This window comes from Curtobacterium sp. UNCCL20 (assembly GCF_900101675.1).
Classification (GTDB): Bacteria; Actinomycetota; Actinomycetes; order Actinomycetales; family Microbacteriaceae; genus Curtobacterium.
On sequence record NZ_FNKG01000002.1, the window covers coordinates 808027 to 826297 of the forward strand.

The window sequence follows — 18271 nt, forward strand, 5'->3', positions numbered from 1 at the left end:
GGTCGGCCGTCTCACTGTGGGGATCGTCAGTCCCGGGTTCAGTAGCCGGAGACGAGCTTGCCGTCCTGCACCTTCAGGTACTCGTGGACGTCGAACGTGTCCTCGGCGTGTCCGGAGTCACCGAACAGCGACTTGTAGTCGTAGCCGATCACGCCGTCCTTCGTGCTCTCGACCGAGACGCTGCCGGAGCCGCTCGCCTCGACCTCGAGCTCGGGCATCGTGGTCACCTTGTACCGCACCGGACCGTCCGCGTCGTACGGGCCGTACCAGGGGCAGCCGTCGAGGGCGTCGACGTCGGTCTTCGCCGCGCACGTCTCGATGAGGTCGGTGACGTACTGCTCGGCGTCCGTCGTGAGCTGTTTCGTCGCCTTCGGCTCGAAGTCGACGTACGGCGAGGACGCGGACCCGACGGTCACGGACTTGGTCCCGCCGGTGAAGTACTTCGTCCCGCCGACCTCGACGGAGTAGGTGCCGGGGTAGGCGAGGGAGGTGTACTTGCCGTCCTGCACCGTGCCGACCTCCTTGCCACCCACGGTGACCGGCGAGCCCTCGAGCTCGTCGGCGGCGTAGAGCGAGACGGTGTCCGCGAGCGGCCGTGTGACACGCCACTCGTCCTTGACGAGGAACGACGTCCCGGTGCGGCGGAGCTCGACCTGGCCGGATCGGTTCTTCCCGCCCTGCTCGTACGTCACCGTGGCGAGGGAACGGTCACCGTTCGTCTGGATCCGCCCGACCCGGACGTCCGTGGGACGGTTCTTCGCGCTCTTGAGCACCGCGGAGTCGAGCATGCCCGCGTTCTCCGGGACCTCGCTGAGCTGCTCGGCCGCCCGGGCGTCACCGCGTGCGATGGCCCCGACGTAGGACCGGACGGTCGGCGCCGGGCCCCAGACGTTCGCGCGGAGGACCGACGTGGTGACGGCGCCCGCGATGACGACGACGATGACGACGCCGCCGGCGACGAGCGAGCGGACGAGCACCTTCTTCGCCTTCGGGGACATCGGGGCGACCGGCGCCGCTCCCGCGCCGACGAAGGGCTGCGGGGTGGCGGACCAAGCGCCGGCGGCACCCGGGTACCCGGGTACGGATCCGTCGACCGGTGCACCGACCCCGGGTGCGGATCCGTCGACCGGTGCACCGACCCCGGGGGCCGGTGCAGCGCCCGCGGACGGCGCGGAACCGGGGAACGCCGGAGCGGCCCCCGGGACGGGCGCGGCGCCCGGGAACGGCTGCGGAGCACCGGCAGCGCCCGGCGCGACGGGTGCCGGGCACGGGTCGGTGCCGACGAGCCGGGCCAGCACGAGCACGGGCCGGCTGCCGATGCGGGGGAGCACGACCGGGGCGAGGAACCGCGCCACGGCCTCGATCGCCGCACCCCAGAGCGCGAACACGACCGGGGTCCACGGCGTGACGCCGAGCGATCCGACGCCCGCGGAGCCCGGGCCGGTCAGGGCGCTGGCGGCGGTCAGCTGGAAGCCGACCACGACGGTGCCGAGGACGAACACGACGATCCCGGCGACCAGCCACACCGCGGGGGTGACGACCCAGTCGAGTGCCGTGCGCACCCGGTCGTTGCGCCGGACGGCCACGGCGAGCCCCGCGAGGACCGCCGAGACGAGCACCACGAGCACGGCGAGCCAGGTCCATCCACCGGCACCGCTGAACACCGAGGCCGTGTCACCGGCGTCGCCGAAGCCGGAGGTGCCGACGCCGCCGAGGAAGCCGAGCGCCGTCAGGGCGATGGACAGGTTGCCGATGAGCAGCGGGAGCGCGGCCCCCCAGCTCGGCTGCGCGATGAGGGCGACGACGATCACGACGACCGCGACCAGGACGACGAGGACGACCAGCTGCGAGGCGGCGATCCGGGCGACGCCGAGGACACGGGCGACGGTGACGGCCCACCGGCCGGAGGCGGACGGACCGGTCAGCACCGAGGGACGTGCGAGGAACGCGGTGAGGGCACCGATGACGAACGAGCCGAGGACGCTGCCGAGGCCGACGGCGTGGACCGGGTCGATGTCGAGGCCGGTGGTGGCCGGGAACCGGATCGCGAGCACGAGCCCCGTCAGGGTGGTCAGCGCGGTGAGGACCAGCCCGCTCAGCACCGAGGTGACGACGAGCTGGGGGAGGGCGAGGGCCCGCGTCCGGATGCGACGGGTGAGCACCACCGCGAGGACGACCTGGGCGGCGAGGACGAGCACCGGGACCACGCCGATCGAGCCGGAGCCGGACCCCAGCAGCACCACTGAGCCGGACCCGTGCAGTCGTCCGAAGTCGGCCATCGCGACGAGCTGGGCCGGGGCGCCGAGGAGGACGCTGATGCCGGACAGCAGGGTCTGCACGTCCGGGGTCGCCGAGGCCGCACCGGAGTCGGTCCCGAAGCCACCGGACGATCCCGAGCCGGTGCCCGAACCGGAGCCCCCGGCCGCGGCGAGCGCCACGGTGAGGAGCAACGACAGCGCCGCGACGACGTACGCGGCAACCCAACCGCCGAGTGGGGCGAGGACGCCCGCCAGCCAGTCCCGGCCGGGGACGGTCCGGAGCAGCCGGCCGAACGGGTCGGACGACGGCGCCGGAGCGGACGGCGCGCCAGCGGGTGGTGCGGCGGAGTACGGCGCACCGGACGACGTCGGCTGCCCCGTCCACTGTGGCGCGGGACCGTTCTGGTGCGCGTCCCGCGGGTCCTGCGGTGGGACGGGTGGTCGGTCGCTCATGGTGGCTGGTTCCTCTCCTCGCGGGAGGGCGGTACCAGCCGGTGCGGTACCCGTGTGTCCCCCCGACACGACGCGAAGCCTACCGAAGCCGGCGAACCGCCGTGAATCCGCTGTCGGCACGCTGGTAGTTTCGGCACCGAACCCGGCGCTCGAGCCGGGCGGAACGGAGACATCCCCACCCCATGGCATCACCGAGCACCGAACAGACCCGATACGCCTTCGTCGTCGCCTCCAACCGCCTCCCGGTGGACCGTGTGGTCGACGAGGACGGGAACGAGGGATGGCGGCACTCGCCGGGTGGCCTCGTCACCGCACTCGAGCCGGTGATGCGCGCGAACGACGGCGCCTGGGTCGGCTGGGTCGGGCAGCCCGACGTCGAGGTCGCGCCGTTCGACAACGAGGGCATCCACATCGTCCCGGTGCCGCTCAGCGCCGACGACGTCGAGGAGTACTACGAGGGCTTCAGCAACGACACCCTGTGGCCGCTCTACCACGACGTCATCGAGCACCCGAGCTACCACCGCGACTGGTGGAACGCGTACAAGCGGGTCAACGAGCGCTTCGCCGACCAGATCGTCGAGATCGTCGAGCAGGACGGCATCGTCTGGGTGCAGGACTACCAGCTGCAGCTCCTGCCGGCCCTGCTCCGTGAACGTCGCCCCGACCTGACGATCGGCTTCTTCAACCACATCCCGTTCCCGCCGGTCGGCATCTACGCCCAGCTCCCGTGGCGCGCGCAGATCCTCGACGGCCTGCTCGGCGCCGACGTCATCGGCTTCCAGCGGCACGACGACGCGAGCGACTTCCTCCGTGCCGTGCGCCACATCAAGGGCTACACGACGAAGGGGTCGACGATCGACGTCCCGGTCGACGACCCGGCGGCCCCGCGCAGCCGCAAGGGCATCACCGTCCGCCACGTCGAGGCGCGCCACTTCCCGATCTCGATCGACACCGAGGGCTTCGAGGAGATCGCGCACCGACCCGAGGTGCAGGAACGGGCACGCGAGATCCGGGCGAGCCTCGGCAACCCGAAGACGGTGCTGCTCGGAGTGGACCGACTCGACTACACGAAGGGCATCCGGCACCGCATCAAGGCGTTCGGCGAGCTCGTCGAGGACGGCCGCATCGCGGTCGAGGACGCCACGCTCGTGCAGGTCGCGAGCCCGAGCCGCGAACGCGTCGACACGTACGCCGCACTCCGCGACGAGATCGAGCTGACCGTCGGCCGGATCAACGGCGACCTCGGCGTGATCGGGCACCAGCCGATCGCGTACCTCCACCACGGATACCCGCGCGAGGAGATGGTGGCGCTCTACCTCGCGGCCGACATCATGCTCGTCACCGCCCTGCGCGACGGCATGAACCTCGTCGCGAAGGAGTACGTCGCGGCCCGGTTCGACAACGACGGCGTCCTCATCCTGTCCGAGTTCGCCGGTGCCGCCGACGAACTCAAGCAGGCGGTCATCGTGAACCCGCACGACATCGGCGCGCTGAAGGACTCGATCCAGCGTGCGATCGAGATGCCCCGGCGTGAGCGCTCCACGCGCATGCGCGCGCTCCGGAAGCGCGTCCGCGACAACGACGTGGCGCGCTGGTCGCGCTCCTTCCTGGAGGCGCTCGATCGGCACGCGCCGCGGAACGCCCAGATCGACCCGTCCGCGACGGACACGGGTGAGCAGCACCGCGAGGCGCAGACCGACAACATGTCCATCTTCGACCAGGACGCCCAGACCGCGCGTGCTGCCGAGGACACCCGGGAGGACCGTGATGCGTGACACCGTGACCGACGAGTCCGTCATCGACCAGGCACTCGAGACGCTCGCGGCTGCGCCGCGACTGCTCGTCGCCCTCGACTTCGACGGCACGCTGGCGCCGTTCGCGGACGACCCCGCCGACGTCGGGGCGCTGCCCGGCTCGTGGGCCGCCGTCCTCACCCTGCAGCGGGCGAAGGACACCGAGATCGTGCTGGTGTCCGGGCGTCCGCTCGGCAGCTTGGCCTCGGTGACGCACGCCCCGCCCGAGATGGCGCTCGTCGGTTCGCACGGCGTCGAGTGGCGTGTCGACGGCCACGACGAGGCAGCGCTGACCGACGACGAGGTCGCCCGTGTCGCCCGCATCGGCGCAGCGCTCGACGAGGTCGGCGAGCGGTTCCCGGGCGTCGTCATCGAGCACAAGCCGGCCGGACACGGCGTGCACACCCGTCGCGTCAGCGCCGAGGTCGCCGCCGAGGCGAACGCCGCAGCCAGCGCCGCGGCGCACCGGGCGGACCCCGAGGTCCTCGAGCGCGGCGGCAAGGACATCCTCGAGTTCGCCGTCCGCCACGTCACGAAGGGCGACGCGATCGCCCGCCTGCGCGACCTGCACGGCGCCGACGCGGTGTTCTTCGCCGGCGACGACGTCACCGACGAGGACGCCTTCCGCGTGCTCGGCGACGGCGACGTGGGCGTGAAGGTGGGGGAGGGCGACACGCTCGCGGGGTACCGCGTGACCGATCCCGCGGCCCTGACCGGCGTCCTGAAGCAGCTCGCCCGCCTGCGCGCCACGCGCTGAGGACGCACCACGGGCCTCCAGGTCCGATCGGACAGACAGCTGGACGGACGTGACGCGACACGATGCGAACGCATGGTGTTGCACGATTGGTATCCCAACTGCGCCTAGACTCGCCCCATGCCTGATATCGACGTCAAGCCGCGCAGCCGGGTCGTCACCGACGGGATCGAAGCGACCACCTCGCGTGGCATGCTCCGGGCCGTCGGCATGGGGGACGAGGACTGGGAGAAGCCGCAGATCGGCATCGCCTCGTCCTGGAACGAGATCACCCCGTGCAACCTCTCCCTCGACCGCCTCGCGCAGGGGGCCAAGGAAGGTGTCCACTCGGGTGGCGGGTACCCGCTCCAGTTCGGCACGATCTCCGTCTCCGACGGCATCTCCATGGGACACGAGGGGATGCACTTCTCGCTCGTCTCGCGCGAGGTCATCGCGGACAGCGTCGAGACCGTCGTGAACGCCGAGCGCCTCGACGGGACCGTCCTCCTCGCCGGCTGCGACAAGTCGCTCCCCGGCATGCTCATGGCCGCTGCGCGACTCGACCTCGCGAGCGTCTTCCTCTACGCGGGCTCGGTCATGCCGGGCTACGTGAAGCAGGCCGACGGCTCCTTCAAGGAGGTCACGATCATCGACTCCTTCGAGGGTGTCGGTGCGTGCAAGGCCGGCACGATGAGCGAGGAAGAGCTCAAGAAGATCGAGTGCGCCATCGTCCCGGGCGAAGGTGCCTGCGGTGGCATGTACACCGCGAACACGATGGCGTCGGTCGCCGAGGCCCTCGGCATGTCGCTGCCCGGCAGTGCCGCGCCGCCCAGCGCCGACCGCCGCCGCGACTACTACGCGCACCGCTCCGGCGAGGCCGTCGTGAACATGCTCCGCAAGGGCATCACCGCGCGTCAGATCCTCACGAAGGAGGCGTTCGAGAACGCCATCGCCGTCGCGATGGCGCTCGGAGGCTCGACCAACGTCGTCCTGCACCTCCTCGCGATCGCGCACGAGGCCGAGGTCGAGCTCTCCCTCGACGACTTCAACCGCATCGGCTCGAAGGTCCCGCACCTCGCCGACATGAAGCCGTTCGGCAAGTACGTGATGGTCGACGTGGACCGCAACGGCGGCATCCCGGTGATCATGAAGGCGCTGCTCGACGCCGGCCTGCTGCACGGCGACGTGATGACCGTGACCGGCAAGACCCTCGCCGAGAACCTCGCCGAGATCGACCCGCCGGCGCTCGACGGCGAGGTGTTCCGCACGCTCGACAACCCGATCCACGCGACCGGTGGTCTGACGATCCTGCAGGGCTCGTTCGCTCCCGAGGGCGCCGTGGTGAAGACCGCGGGGTTCGACGCCGAGGTGTTCGAGGGGCCGGCCCGTGTGTTCGACCGCGAGCGCGCGGCGATGGACGCCCTCACCGAGGGGAAGATCCAGAAGGGCGACGTCGTCGTCATCCGTTACGAGGGCCCCAAGGGCGGCCCGGGCATGCGCGAGATGCTCGCCATCACCGCGGCCATCAAGGGCGCGGGCCTCGGCAAGGATGTACTACTGTTGACGGACGGACGATTCTCAGGCGGCACAACCGGCCTGTGCATCGGCCACATCGCACCGGAAGCGGTGGACGCAGGTCCAGTCGCATTCGTGCGCGATGGCGACCGCATCCGTGTCGACATCGCGGCTCGCTCGCTCGACCTACTGGTCGACGACGCCGAGCTGGAAGCCCGCCGCGAAGGCTGGGCCCCGCTGCCCCCGCGCTACACCCGCGGAGTCCTCGCGAAGTTCGCGAAGCTCGTCCAGTCCGCCGCCAAGGGCGCCGTGACGGGCTAGCGTCGACACACGCTCATCGCCACCTCTCCAGGCAAGGAACACCTCATGCCCACGGAAGCCACACCGCTGTCCGCGGCCGCCGGTGCACGCCGGACGCCGGAGATCCTGACCGGCTCGGGAGCCGTCCTCCGGACGCTCGAGCACCTCGGGATCACCGACGTCTTCGGCCTGCCGGGCGGTGCCATCATCCCGTTCTACGACGAACTGATGGCGTCCACGACGATCCGCCACATCCTCGTCCGTCACGAGCAGGGCGCCGGCCACGCCGCCGAGGGCTACGCCTCGTCGTCGGGCAAGGTCGGCGTCGCCATCGCGACGTCGGGCCCCGGTGCGACGAACCTCGTGACCGCCATCGCCGATGCCTACATGGACTCGGTGCCGTTCATCGCGATCACCGGACAGGTGTTCTCGACCCTGATGGGGACCGACGCCTTCCAGGAAGCGGACATCGTCGGCATCACCATGCCGATCACGAAGCACTCGTTCCTGGTGACGAACCCGGCCGACATCCCGGCGACCCTCGCGGCGGCGTACCAGATCGCCACGACCGGCCGTCCGGGCCCCGTGCTCGTCGACATCACGAAGGACGCCCAGCAGATGTCGGCGCCCTACGTGTGGCCGCCGAAGATCGACCTCCCCGGCTACCGCCCGGTGACGAAGGCGCACGGCAAGCAGATCGCCGCCGCCGCGCAGCTCCTGTCGGAGTCGCAGCGTCCGGTGCTGTACGTCGGCGGCGGCGTCATCCGCTCCGGCGCGACGGCCGAGCTGCGGCGCTTCGCCGAGGCGACTGGTGCCCCGGTCGTCACGACCCTGATGGCGCGCGGCGCGTTCCCGGACTCGCACCCGCAGCACCTCGGCATGCCGGGCATGCACGGGACGGTGCCGGCGGTCCTCGGCCTGCAGGACAGCGACCTCATCATCGCCCTCGGTGCCCGCTTCGACGACCGTGTGACCGGCAAGGCCGACGAGTTCGCGCCGAACGCCAAGGTCGTGCACGTCGACATCGACCCCGCCGAGATCTCGAAGATCCGGTTCGCCGACGTCCCGATCGTCGGCGACGCGCGCGAGGTGCTGAAGGACCTGCTCGACGCGTGGGGCGGCATCCCCGCCGACGACCGCGCCTCGACCGCCGAGTGGTGGGCGAAGCTCGAGCAGCTGAAGACCGACTTCCCGCTCGGGTACGCCGAGCCGACCGACGGGCTGCTCGCCCCGCAGGCGATCATCAAGCGCATCGGCGAGCTCACCGGGCCCGAGGGCGTCTTCGCCTCCGGGGTCGGGCAGCACCAGATGTGGTCGGCCCAGTTCATCAAGTACGAGCGGCCGAACGCCTGGCTGAACTCCGGCGGTGCCGGCACGATGGGCTACTCGGTGCCGGCGGCGATGGGCGCCAAGGTGGCCCAGCCGGACCGGGTGGTCTGGGCGATCGACGGCGACGGCTGCTTCCAGATGACCAACCAGGAGCTCGCCACCTGCGTCATCAACGACATCCCGATCAAGGTCGCGATCATCAACAACTCGTCGCTCGGCATGGTGCGGCAGTGGCAGACGCTGTTCTACGACGGCCGGCACTCGTTCACCGACCTGCAGACCGGCCACGGCACCCGCCGGGTCCCGGACTTCGTGAAGCTCGCCGACGCCTACGGTGCCCTCGGCATCCGCGTCGAGAAGGCCGACGAGGTCGACGCCGCGATCCAGCTCGCCCTCGAGACGAACGACCGTCCCGTGGTGATCGACTTCGTCGTGAGCCGCGACTCGATGGTCTGGCCGATGGTCCCGCAGGGCGTCAGCAACTCGTCCATCGAGTACGCCCAGGCCCTCGCGCCCACCTGGGACGACGAGGACGCCGACATGACGGGGGAAACCGCATGAGCCACGTCCTCTCCCTCCTCGTCGAGGACAAGCCGGGTCTGCTGACCCGCGTGGCGGGCCTCTTCGCCCGCCGCGGCTTCAACATCGAGTCCCTCGCCGTGGGCAACACCGAGGTCGAGGGCCTGTCCCGGATCACGGTCGTCGTCGACGTCGAGGACCTCCCGCTGGAGCAGGTGACGAAGCAGCTCAACAAGCTCGTGAACGTCATCAAGATCGTCGAGCTGGACTTCTCGCAGTCCGTCCAGCGCGAGCACATGCTCGTGAAGGTGCGCGTCGACAACCAGACGCGCTCGGCCGTGCTCGAAGCGGTGAACCTGTTCCGTGCGCAGGTCGTCGACGTCGCGAACGACTCGCTCATCGTCGAGGTGACCGGCGACCCCGGCAAGATCCAGGCGATCCTCCGCGTGCTCGAGCCCTACGGCATCAAGGAGCTCGCCCGTGCGGGCCTCCTCGGCATGGGCCGTGGGCCCAAGAGCATCACCGACCGGGTGCGCTGACCGCGACCCGTGGCGGACTGGAGGCGCGGGTCGCCACCCGCACCGCGCCTCCAGGCCGTCTCCTCCCGACTCACCGCAACCAACGCTTCCCGAACCGACCACAGGAGAACCACCACCGTGACTGACATCGTGTACGACGCCGACGCCGACCTGACGCTCATCCAGGGCAAGAAGGTCGCCGTCATCGGGTACGGCTCGCAGGGCCACGCCCACGCCCTCAACCTCCGCGACTCCGGCGTCGAGGTCAAGATCGGCCTCCAGGAGGGCTCGAAGAGCCGCCAGAAGGCGGAGGAGGCGGGCTTCGAGGTCCTCACTCCCGCCGAGGTCACCAAGTGGGCCGACGTCGTCGTGATCCTCGCGCCGGACCAGGTCCAGCGCATCGTCTACAAGGACGACATCGAGCCGAACCTCACGCCGGGCGCCACGCTCGTCTTCGGCCACGGCTTCAACATCCGCTACGGCTACATCCAGGCGCCCGAGGGCGTCGACGTGTCGCTCGTCGCGCCGAAGGGCCCGGGGCACACCGTGCGCCGCGAGTACGAGGCCGGCCGTGGCGTCCCCGTGATCGTCGCCGTCGAGGTCGACGCGTCCGGTTCCGCCTGGGACCTCGCCTGGTCCTACTCCAAGGCCATCGGCGGTCTCCGCTCCGGCGGCATCAAGACCACCTTCACCGAGGAGACCGAGACCGACCTGTTCGGTGAGCAGGCCGTCCTCTGCGGTGGCACCTCGCAGCTCATCCAGTACGGCTTCGAGACCCTGGTCGAGGCGGGCTACCAGCCGCAGATCGCGTACTTCGAGGTGCTCCACGAGCTCAAGCTCATCGTGGACCTCATCTGGGAGGGCGGCCTCACGAAGCAGCGCTGGTCGATCTCCGACACCGCCGAGTTCGGTGACTACGTCTCCGGCCCGCGCGTGATCTCGCCCGAGGTCAAGGAGAACATGAAGGCCGTCCTCGCGGACATCCAGGACGGCACCTTCGCGAAGCGCTTCATCGACGACCAGGACGCCGGTGCTCCGGAGTTCAAGGCGCTCCGTGCCAAGGGCGAGGGCCACCCGATCGAGGCCACCGGCCGGGAGCTGCGTGCGCTCTTCGCGTGGAAGTCGAACGACTCCGACTACGTGGACGGTTCGGCCGCGCGGTAGTCTTCCGACACCACTCGACGACGAGGCGGCGGTGCACCCGCACCGCCGCCTCGCGATGTGATCCGAACGTTATGCAGCAGCTCTCCTCCAGCCCCGAAGCCCGCACGGACGCCAGCCCCGACGCCGTGGCCGGGCTCGTCAGTGGCGTGTCAGCACGCCCAGTGCGGCCGTCGTCCAGCGTCCGGACCCTGATCGGTCGAGAACGTACCGATCGGCATGGGAGGATCGTCGGATGGCGGTGACGAAGCGAGCGGTCCACATCGGCGCCGGCAAGATCGGGCGCGGGTTCGTCGGACAGTTCCTGGTCGCGAGCGGCTACGAGCTCACCTTCGTCGACGTCGACGAACGCGTCGTCTCGGCGCTCAACGAGGCCGGCCGGTTCGTGGTGCACGAGGTCGGCGAGATGCCGGTCGAGCACCTCGTCTACGGGTTCCGTGCCCTGAGCAGCAAGACCGACCGCGAGCACGTCATCCGTGCCATCGCCGAGGCCGACGTCGTCACCACCGCGGTGGGGGCCCGGACGCTCCCGCTCGTCGCCCCGATCATCGCCGAGGGGCTCGCGGCACGTCCGCTCGAGCGCGGCGACGTCACGATCGTGGCGTGCGAGAACGCCTTCAACGCGACGGACTCCCTGCACGCGAGCATCCGTCGTGCCCCGATCCTCGAGGACCGCGACATCGCAGCCGTCTTCGCGAACTGCGCGATCGACCGCATCGTGCCGGACCAGTCCGGCGTCCTCGGGCAGTCCGGCGGCCTCGACGTGGTGCTCGAACCGTTCTACGAGTGGGTCATCGAGCGCACCCCGTTCGCCGACTCCGACGTCGAGCCGCCCGAGATCGACGGCGTCACCTGGGTCGACGACCTGCAGCCGTTCGTCGAGCGGAAGCTCTACACCGTGAACACCGCCCACGCGACGGCCGCCTACCACGGCTACGTCCGCGGGATCCGCCTCATCCGCGAAGCCCTCGAGGACTCGGCCGTCCGCGCCGAGGTCGACGGGGTGCTCGCCGAGACCACGGCGCTGCTCATCGCGAAGCACGGCTTCGACCCGGAGGAGCACGCGCACTACGTCGCCGCGAACCTCTCCCGCATCGCGAACCCGCACCTGCCCGACACCACGGTCCGCGTCGGGCGCAACCCGCTCCGCAAGCTCGGTCGTCGTGAGCGTTTCGTCGGGCCGGCGTCACAGCTCGCCGAGCGCGGCCTGCCCGTCGACCACCTGCTCGGTGCCGTCCGGGTGGCCCTCGACTTCGACGACGAGAACGACCCCGAGTCGATCGAGCTGCACGCCCTGCTGCGCTCCGGTGCCACGGCGCACGCGCTCACCGAGATCCTCACCGGCCTGATGGAGAGCCACCCGCTCTTCCCGGCCGTGCGCGACGTCGTCGCCGAGGTGCTCGAGTCGCAGCCCGCCGACGTCTGAGCCGCGGGCGCACAGCTCGTCCATGGTCGAGCCGGTCCGGCTCGCCTCGTAGAATCGAGGGCATGACCACGGCAGCATCCCCGCCCGACGGCTCCGTCGACCACGACGACGACGCCCTCAGCTGGGGCGACGCCGACGACGCGACCCACGTCGACGCGGCGCACAACCCGGTCACCGTCAAGGACCGGGGCACCCGTGACCCCGAGGCCCCCGAGACCTCGGGCGCACTCGTCGGATTCGGCGTGTTCGGCGGGCTCTACCTGCTCTACACGGTGGCGTGGCTGCTGACGGCGTCCACCTCGTACGTCTCGAACGTCGACACCGTCCTCACCCTCTTCGTCGAGGTGCTGCGGTTCCTGTCGATCCTCGCACCGGCGCTCTGGTTCACGGTCGTGCTGTGGGCCGGACGCGGCCGTCGCACCCGGACACGCCTGCTCTGGATGCTCCTCGGAGCCGCCGTGCTCTTCCCGTGGCCCTTCCTCATGACGAGGAGCTTCTGATGACCGCCGCCACCCCGACGGTCCACCGGTCCTCGCGCGCGCTCGTCGGTCGGATCGTGGTGTGGGCCGTCTTCGCCGTGCTCTTCGCGTACATGACCGTGCAGGCCGTGGGCAACCTCTCGCAGATCTCGCAGAAGGTCACCGAGTTCAACGCCTTCCTCGACACCACCTCCGGTGGCGACTCGCTCAAGACGAGCACGCCCTGGCTCTGGCTGGTCCTCGACATCCTGATCGCGCCGGTCGCGTTCGTCGCAGCCCTCGTGATCACCCGCCGGTCCACCCTGCCGGTGACCCTGGCGGTCTTCGTGGTCGCCTTCGCGGCCGCCGGCGCGCTGTGGCTGGACCTGCAGCTGTTCGTGCCGAGCCTGCTGCAGTTCTGACCCGGGTCGTGTCGGACCGGGAGGCGCGTGGCGAGCCCGCCCCGCGCCTCCCGTCCGCCATGCGGTTCTCCACAGGACCCTCGCTGCGGTCGTAACCACCTGCTCGCGTCGATACGATGGTGGGATACCGCCCGTCTCGTGTGAGGAACTGCAGCTGTGCCGAAGCCGGTCGTCCTGATCGCCGAAGAACTCTCGCCCGCCACAGTCGACGCCCTCGGGCCCGACTTCGAGATCCGGAACGTGGACGGTACCGACCGCCCCGCCCTCCTGGCCTCCCTCGCCGATGCGCACGCCATCCTGGTGCGTTCCGCAACCAAGGTCGACGCCGAGGCGATCGCCGCGGCGCCGAACCTCAAGGTCGTCGCCCGTGCCGGCGTCGGTCTCGACAACGTCGACATCAAGGCGGCCACCACGGCCGGCGTGATGGTCGTGAACGCGCCGACGTCGAACATCATCTCCGCGGCCGAGCTCACGGTCGGGCACATCCTGTCGCTCGCGCGCCACATCCCGGCCGCGCACGCCTCGCTCGCCGCCGGCGCGTGGAAGCGGTCGGCGTACACCGGTGTCGAGCTCTACGAGAAGACGGTCGGCATCATCGGGCTCGGTCGGATCGGTGCGCTCATCACGGCGCGGCTCCAGGCGTTCGGCGTCCAGGTGATCGCGTACGACCCGTACGTCACCACGGCACGCGCGCAGCAGCTCGGGGTCGAGCTCGTCTCGCTCGAGGACCTGCTCAAGCGGTCCGACTTCATCACGATCCACATGCCGAAGACCCCCGAGACCCTCGGCATGATCTCCGACGACCAGTTCGCGCTCATGAAGCCGACCGCGTTCGTCGTGAACGTCGCCCGCGGCGGCCTGATCGACGAGGACGCACTGCACCGTGCGCTCACCTCGAACACGATCGCCGGCGCCGGCCTCGACGTCTTCGTCTCCGAGCCCCCGAAGGACTCGCCGCTCGTCGCACTGCCGAACGTCGTCGTCACGCCGCACCTCGGTGCATCGACCGACGAAGCGCAGGAGAAGGCGGGCGTCTCGGTCGCCAAGTCGGTGCGGCTCGCGCTCGGCGGGGAACTCGTGCCCGACGCGGTGAACGTCGCCGGTGGGGTCATCGACCCGTACGTGCGCCCGGGCATCCCGCTCGTCGAGAAGCTCGGTCAGGTCTTCACCGGCCTCGCGACGTCGCCGGTCACCAGCATCGACGTCGAGGTGCACGGCGAGCTCGCCGAGTACGACGTCAGCGTGCTCAAGCTCGCGGCACTCAAGGGCGTCTTCACCGACGTCGTCAGCGACCAGGTGTCCTACGTCAACGCCCCGCTCATCGCGGAGCAGCGCGGGGTCACCGTGCGGCTCATCACCGACTCGGACAGCTCCGAGTACCGGAACGTGCTGACGATCCGCGGCGCCCAGTCCGACGGCCCGGCGATCAGCGTCTCCGGCACGCTCACCGGCCCGAAGCAGGTCGCGAAGCTCGTCGAGATCAACGGCCACGACGTCGAGGTCGCGCTCGCCGAGCACCACGTGGTGATGGTCTACACGGACCGTCCGGGCATCGTCGCCGTCTACGGCAAGGAGTTCGGCGAGGCCGGCATCAACATCGCGGCGATGCAGATCTCGCGTGAGGCCGCCGGTGGGCAGGCACTCAGCGTCCTCACCGTCGACTCGCCGGTCCCGGCCGAGATCCTCGAGCACGTCCGGTCCACGATCGACGCGGCTTCGCTCCGCGAGATCGACATCACGCTGTAGGGGAGTGGCTGACATGCCGAAGGACACCACCGTGCAGACCGTCAGGCTCGCTGTGATCCGCGGCGACGGCATCGGACCCGAGGTCGTCGACGAGGCCCTCAAGGTGCTGCACGCGGTGCTGCCCGACGACCTCGTGGTCGAGGAGACCCCGTTCTCCCTCGGTGCCACCCGCTACCTCGAGACCGGCGACATCCTCACCGAGGACGACATGTCGGCCATCGCCGCCCACGACGCGATCCTGCTCGGCGCGGTCGGCGGGGACCCCCGCGACCCCCGGCTCGCCGGCGGGATCATCGAACGCGGGCTGCTGCTGCAGCTGCGGTTCGCGTTCGACCACTACGTCAACCTCCGGCCGACCAAGGTGTACGACGCGGTGTCGACTCCGCTCGCTGATCCGGGAGCGGTCGACTTCGTCGTCGTGCGCGAGGGGACCGAGGGTCCGTACGTCGGCAACGGCGGGGCGATCCGGACCGGCACGCCGCAGGAGATCGCGACCGAGGTCTCGCTCAACACCGCGTTCGGTGTCGAGCGGGTCGTCCGGTACGCGTTCGACCTCGCCGACCGTCGGCCCCGGAAGCACCTCACGCTGGTGCACAAGAGCAACGTCCTGGTGCACGCCGGGTCCCTGTGGCAGCGCACCGTCGCGGCCGTCGGGCAGGAGTACCCGGACGTCACCGTGGACTACCAGCACGTCGATGCGGTCACCATCCACATGGTGCGGGAACCTGCTAGGTTCGACGTCATCGTCACCGACAACCTCTTCGGCGACATCATCACCGACCTGGCCGGCGCGATCAGCGGGGGCATCGGTCTGGCGGCCTCGGGCAACATCAACCCGGACGGCACCTTCCCCAGCATGTTCGAGCCGGTCCACGGCTCGGCGCCGGACATCGCGGGTCAGCAGAAGGCCGATCCGACGGCCGCCATCCTCTCCGTCGCACTGCTGCTCGACCACATCGGTCGCAGCGACCTCGCGGCGGCGGTGACGCGGGCGGTCGAGGCCGACCTGGCTGACCGGGGTACCTCCGAGCGTCGCACCGCCGAGATCGGCGACGCCATCGCCGCTGCGGCCACGGCCCGCACCACCACCGCCTGACAGGAGCCTCCCCAGATGAGCACCGACACCGCCTTCGGACTCGCGTTCTCGACCACCCCCTCCCGGGAGCGGCGTGCCGCGGCCGAGCGTGAGGAGATCCTCGCCGACCCGGGCTTCGGCAAGCACTTCACGGACCACATGGCCACCGTGCAGTGGACGCTCGACGACGGGTGGCACGACGCGTCCATCCACCCGTACGGTCCGATCTCGCTCGACCCGAGCGCCAGCGTGCTGCACTACGCGCAGGAGATCTTCGAGGGGCTGAAGGCGTACCGGCACCAGGACGGCTCGGTCTGGACGTTCCGCCCGGACGCCAACGCCCGTCGGTTCCAGCGGTCCGCTCGTCGGCTGGCGCTGCCGGAGCTCCCGGTGGAGACCTTCGTCGAGTCGATCCGGCATCTCGTCCGGACGGACGTCGACTGGGTGCCGTCCGCGCCGGAGACCAGCCTGTACCTGCGGCCGTTCATGATCGCGACGGAGTCGTTCCTCGGCGTCCGTGCAGCGCAGGAAGTCGCCTACCACTGCATCGCGAGCCCGGCCGGGGCGTACTTCACCTCGGGCCCGAAGCCGGTCTCGATCTGGCTGTCGACGCAGTACGCCCGCGCCGGCAAGGGTGGTACCGGTGCAGCGAAGACCGGTGGCAACTACGCGTCGTCGCTGCTGCCCCAGCAAGAGGCGTACGAGCACGGGTGCCAGCAGGTGATGTTCCTCGACTCGGTCGAGGGCAAGTACCTCGAAGAGCTCGGCGGCATGAACGTCGTACTGGTGAAGTCCGACGGCACGCTCGTGACCCCCGACTCCGACTCCATCCTCGAGGGCATCACCCGCGACTCGATCCTGCAGCTGGCAGAGGACCGCGGCCTCCGCGTCGAACGGCGCCGCGTCACCCTCGACGAGTGGCGCGACGGCGTGGCGGACGGCTCCATCACCGAGGCCTTCGCGTGCGGCACGGCCGCCGTGGTGACCCCGATCGCGGAGCTCCGCGGTGAGGGCTTCACGATCGGTTCGCCGACCGTCGGCGCCGGGGAACTGACGATGTCCCTGCGCGACGAGCTCACCGACATCCAGTACGGCCGCCGTCCCGACCCGCACGGGTGGATGACGCGCCTGACCGATCCGGCCTGACCTCCCACCCGGCGTCGGTAGGCTCCAACGGTGAAGATCGCACGGTTCAGCAGCAAGGGCGAAGACCCTCGGTACGGCATCCTCGACGAGCGCGACCTGGTCGTGCTGGCGGGTGACCCGATGTACCAGGGGTTCGAGACGACGGGGGAGCGGGTGCCGCTGGCCGACGCCAAACTCCTGGCACCGGTCATCCCGCGGTCGAAGGTCATCGGCGTCGGGCTCAACTACGCGGAGCACGCGTCCGAGATGGACGAGCGTGCTGGCGACGACCCGGTCGTGTTCCTCAAGCCGAACACCTCGGTGATCGGACCGGAGGACCCGATCCGGCTGCCGGCAGGCATCGGGCGGGTGGACCACGAGGGTGAACTCGCCATCGTGATCGGCTCCCTGGCGAAGAACGTCGCGCGCGAGGACTTCGCGAGCGTCATCCTCGGGTACACGATCGCGAACGACGTGACCGCCCGTGACCTGCAGGCACGCGATGGTCAGTGGACTCGTGCGAAGGGCTTCGACACCTTCTGCCCGCTCGGCCCGGCGATCGAGACCGAGATCGACCCGTCGGACATCCGCATCGAGACCCGCGTGGACGGCGACCTGCGTCAGGTCGGGTCCACCAACGAGATGGTGCACGACATCCCGTCCCTGATCGAGTTCATCTCCTCGATCTGGACCCTGTTGCCCGGCGACGTCATCCTGACCGGTACGCCGGCGGGCGTCGGGGAGATCCGCGACGGCGAGGTCGTCGAGGTCACGATCTCGGGCCTCGGCACCCTGAAGAACCCCGTCATCGCTCGTCACTGACCTCGATGCACCGAACGGCCCGCTCCCTGCACGGGGGTGGGCCGTTCCGCGTATCCACGGGCATCCGTAGCGCGACACGCCCGGGAGGCGGGACGGTTGGCGGGGCCCCGGGGGCCTGTGTAAAGTAATCACTCGTTGCCGCTGAGGCGGAGAACGGAACGGCCGAGACGGTCACCGGAGTGAGAGCCCCGGAGATGCAGTCCGGACGGGGTCCCGCTCAGGCAACCGATCCCGATGAAGCTCCACTCTAGTAGTGGTGCCCTCGGGGTGAAGACGAAATGCCTCTCTGGCGAAGCTCCTTCATGGGGTGGAGCGGGGAGTGCGTCTGGTCCTTGAGAACTCAACAGCGTGCACATTGTCAATGCCAATTTATTGATTGACCTCGTGCCTGGTCGGTTTTTCCGGCTGGGTCATGATGCAATTCCTTTTGGATTGAAGATTGTCAGTTGACAGTCAACAGTCAGAATCAACTCGGTCTGATGCCTTCGGGTGTTGGGTCTGTATTTTTTTACGGAGAGTTTGATCCTGGCTCAGGACGAACGCTGGCGGCGTGCTTAACACATGCAAGTCGAACGATGATGCCCAGCTTGCTGGGTGGATTAGTGGCGAACGGGTGAG

Annotated in this window: 14 protein-coding genes and 1 rRNA gene; 14 read left to right on the forward strand and 1 reads right to left on the reverse strand. The window is 69.9% G+C overall.

Going from position 1 to position 18271, the window contains the following annotated elements; genetic code table 11:
• Positions 1-38: 38 nt before the first annotated feature.
• Complete coding sequence (locus tag BLT36_RS13125) at positions 39-2711, reverse strand: hypothetical protein (RefSeq protein WP_092095708.1); 2673 nt, start codon at positions 2709-2711, stop codon at positions 39-41.
• A 182-nt stretch (positions 2712-2893) separates the two neighbouring features.
• Between BLT36_RS13125 and otsA the strand changes: the two genes are divergently transcribed.
• From otsA to BLT36_RS13195, 14 genes are all read left to right on the forward strand, one after another.
• Positions 2894-4486, forward strand: coding sequence for an alpha,alpha-trehalose-phosphate synthase (UDP-forming) (otsA, locus tag BLT36_RS13130; RefSeq protein WP_092095710.1), 1593 nt, complete (start codon positions 2894-2896; stop codon positions 4484-4486).
• A complete protein-coding gene (otsB, locus tag BLT36_RS13135) occupies positions 4479-5261 on the forward strand; it encodes a trehalose-phosphatase (RefSeq protein WP_092095712.1) in 783 nt (260 codons plus the stop codon). Before otsA ends, otsB begins: the two co-directional genes overlap by 8 nt.
• A 117-nt stretch (positions 5262-5378) precedes the next feature.
• On the forward strand, positions 5379-7073 hold the full coding sequence (ilvD, locus tag BLT36_RS13140; RefSeq protein ID WP_092095714.1) for a dihydroxy-acid dehydratase: 1695 nt from the start codon (positions 5379-5381) through the stop codon (positions 7071-7073).
• Between the two features lie 45 nt (positions 7074-7118).
• Positions 7119-8942, forward strand: a complete 1824-nt coding sequence (locus tag BLT36_RS13145) for an acetolactate synthase large subunit (RefSeq protein WP_092095716.1) — start codon at positions 7119-7121, stop codon at positions 8940-8942.
• Positions 8939-9439 carry an acetolactate synthase small subunit gene (gene ilvN, locus BLT36_RS13150; protein ID WP_092095718.1) on the forward strand — a complete coding sequence of 167 codons (501 nt, stop codon included), beginning with the start codon at positions 8939-8941 and terminating at the stop codon, positions 9437-9439. Before BLT36_RS13145 ends, ilvN begins: the two co-directional genes overlap by 4 nt.
• Before the next feature lie 117 nt (positions 9440-9556).
• Positions 9557-10582, forward strand: coding sequence for a ketol-acid reductoisomerase (gene ilvC / locus BLT36_RS13155; RefSeq protein WP_092095720.1), 1026 nt, complete (start codon positions 9557-9559; stop codon positions 10580-10582).
• Between the two features lie 232 nt (positions 10583-10814).
• Positions 10815-12005 carry a mannitol-1-phosphate 5-dehydrogenase gene (locus tag BLT36_RS13160; protein ID WP_092095722.1) on the forward strand — a complete coding sequence of 397 codons (1191 nt, stop codon included), beginning with the start codon at positions 10815-10817 and terminating at the stop codon, positions 12003-12005.
• Between the two features lie 62 nt (positions 12006-12067).
• The gene (locus BLT36_RS13165; RefSeq protein WP_092095724.1) at positions 12068-12505 is read left to right on the forward strand and encodes a hypothetical protein; all 438 of its coding nucleotides are present in this window, start codon (positions 12068-12070) and stop codon (positions 12503-12505) included.
• A complete protein-coding gene (locus tag BLT36_RS13170; RefSeq protein ID WP_092095725.1) occupies positions 12505-12885 on the forward strand; it encodes a hypothetical protein in 381 nt (126 codons plus the stop codon). The genes BLT36_RS13165 and BLT36_RS13170 overlap by 1 nt, the downstream gene beginning before the upstream one ends.
• A gap of 156 nt (positions 12886-13041) precedes the next feature.
• Positions 13042-14631: a phosphoglycerate dehydrogenase gene (gene serA, locus BLT36_RS13175; RefSeq protein ID WP_092095727.1), complete on the forward strand. Its 1590-nt coding sequence runs from the start codon at positions 13042-13044 to the stop codon at positions 14629-14631.
• Between the two features lie 13 nt (positions 14632-14644).
• A complete protein-coding gene (locus BLT36_RS13180) occupies positions 14645-15727 on the forward strand; it encodes a 3-isopropylmalate dehydrogenase (RefSeq protein WP_092095729.1) in 1083 nt (360 codons plus the stop codon).
• Between the two features lie 15 nt (positions 15728-15742).
• A complete protein-coding gene (locus BLT36_RS13185) occupies positions 15743-16852 on the forward strand; it encodes a branched-chain amino acid aminotransferase (protein ID WP_092095731.1) in 1110 nt (369 codons plus the stop codon).
• Positions 16853-16882: 30 nt separating this feature from the next.
• The gene (locus tag BLT36_RS13190) at positions 16883-17653 is read left to right on the forward strand and encodes a fumarylacetoacetate hydrolase family protein (protein ID WP_092095732.1); all 771 of its coding nucleotides are present in this window, start codon (positions 16883-16885) and stop codon (positions 17651-17653) included.
• Between the two features lie 507 nt (positions 17654-18160).
• A 16S ribosomal RNA gene (locus tag BLT36_RS13195) occupies positions 18161-18271 on the forward strand; the annotation flags it as partial.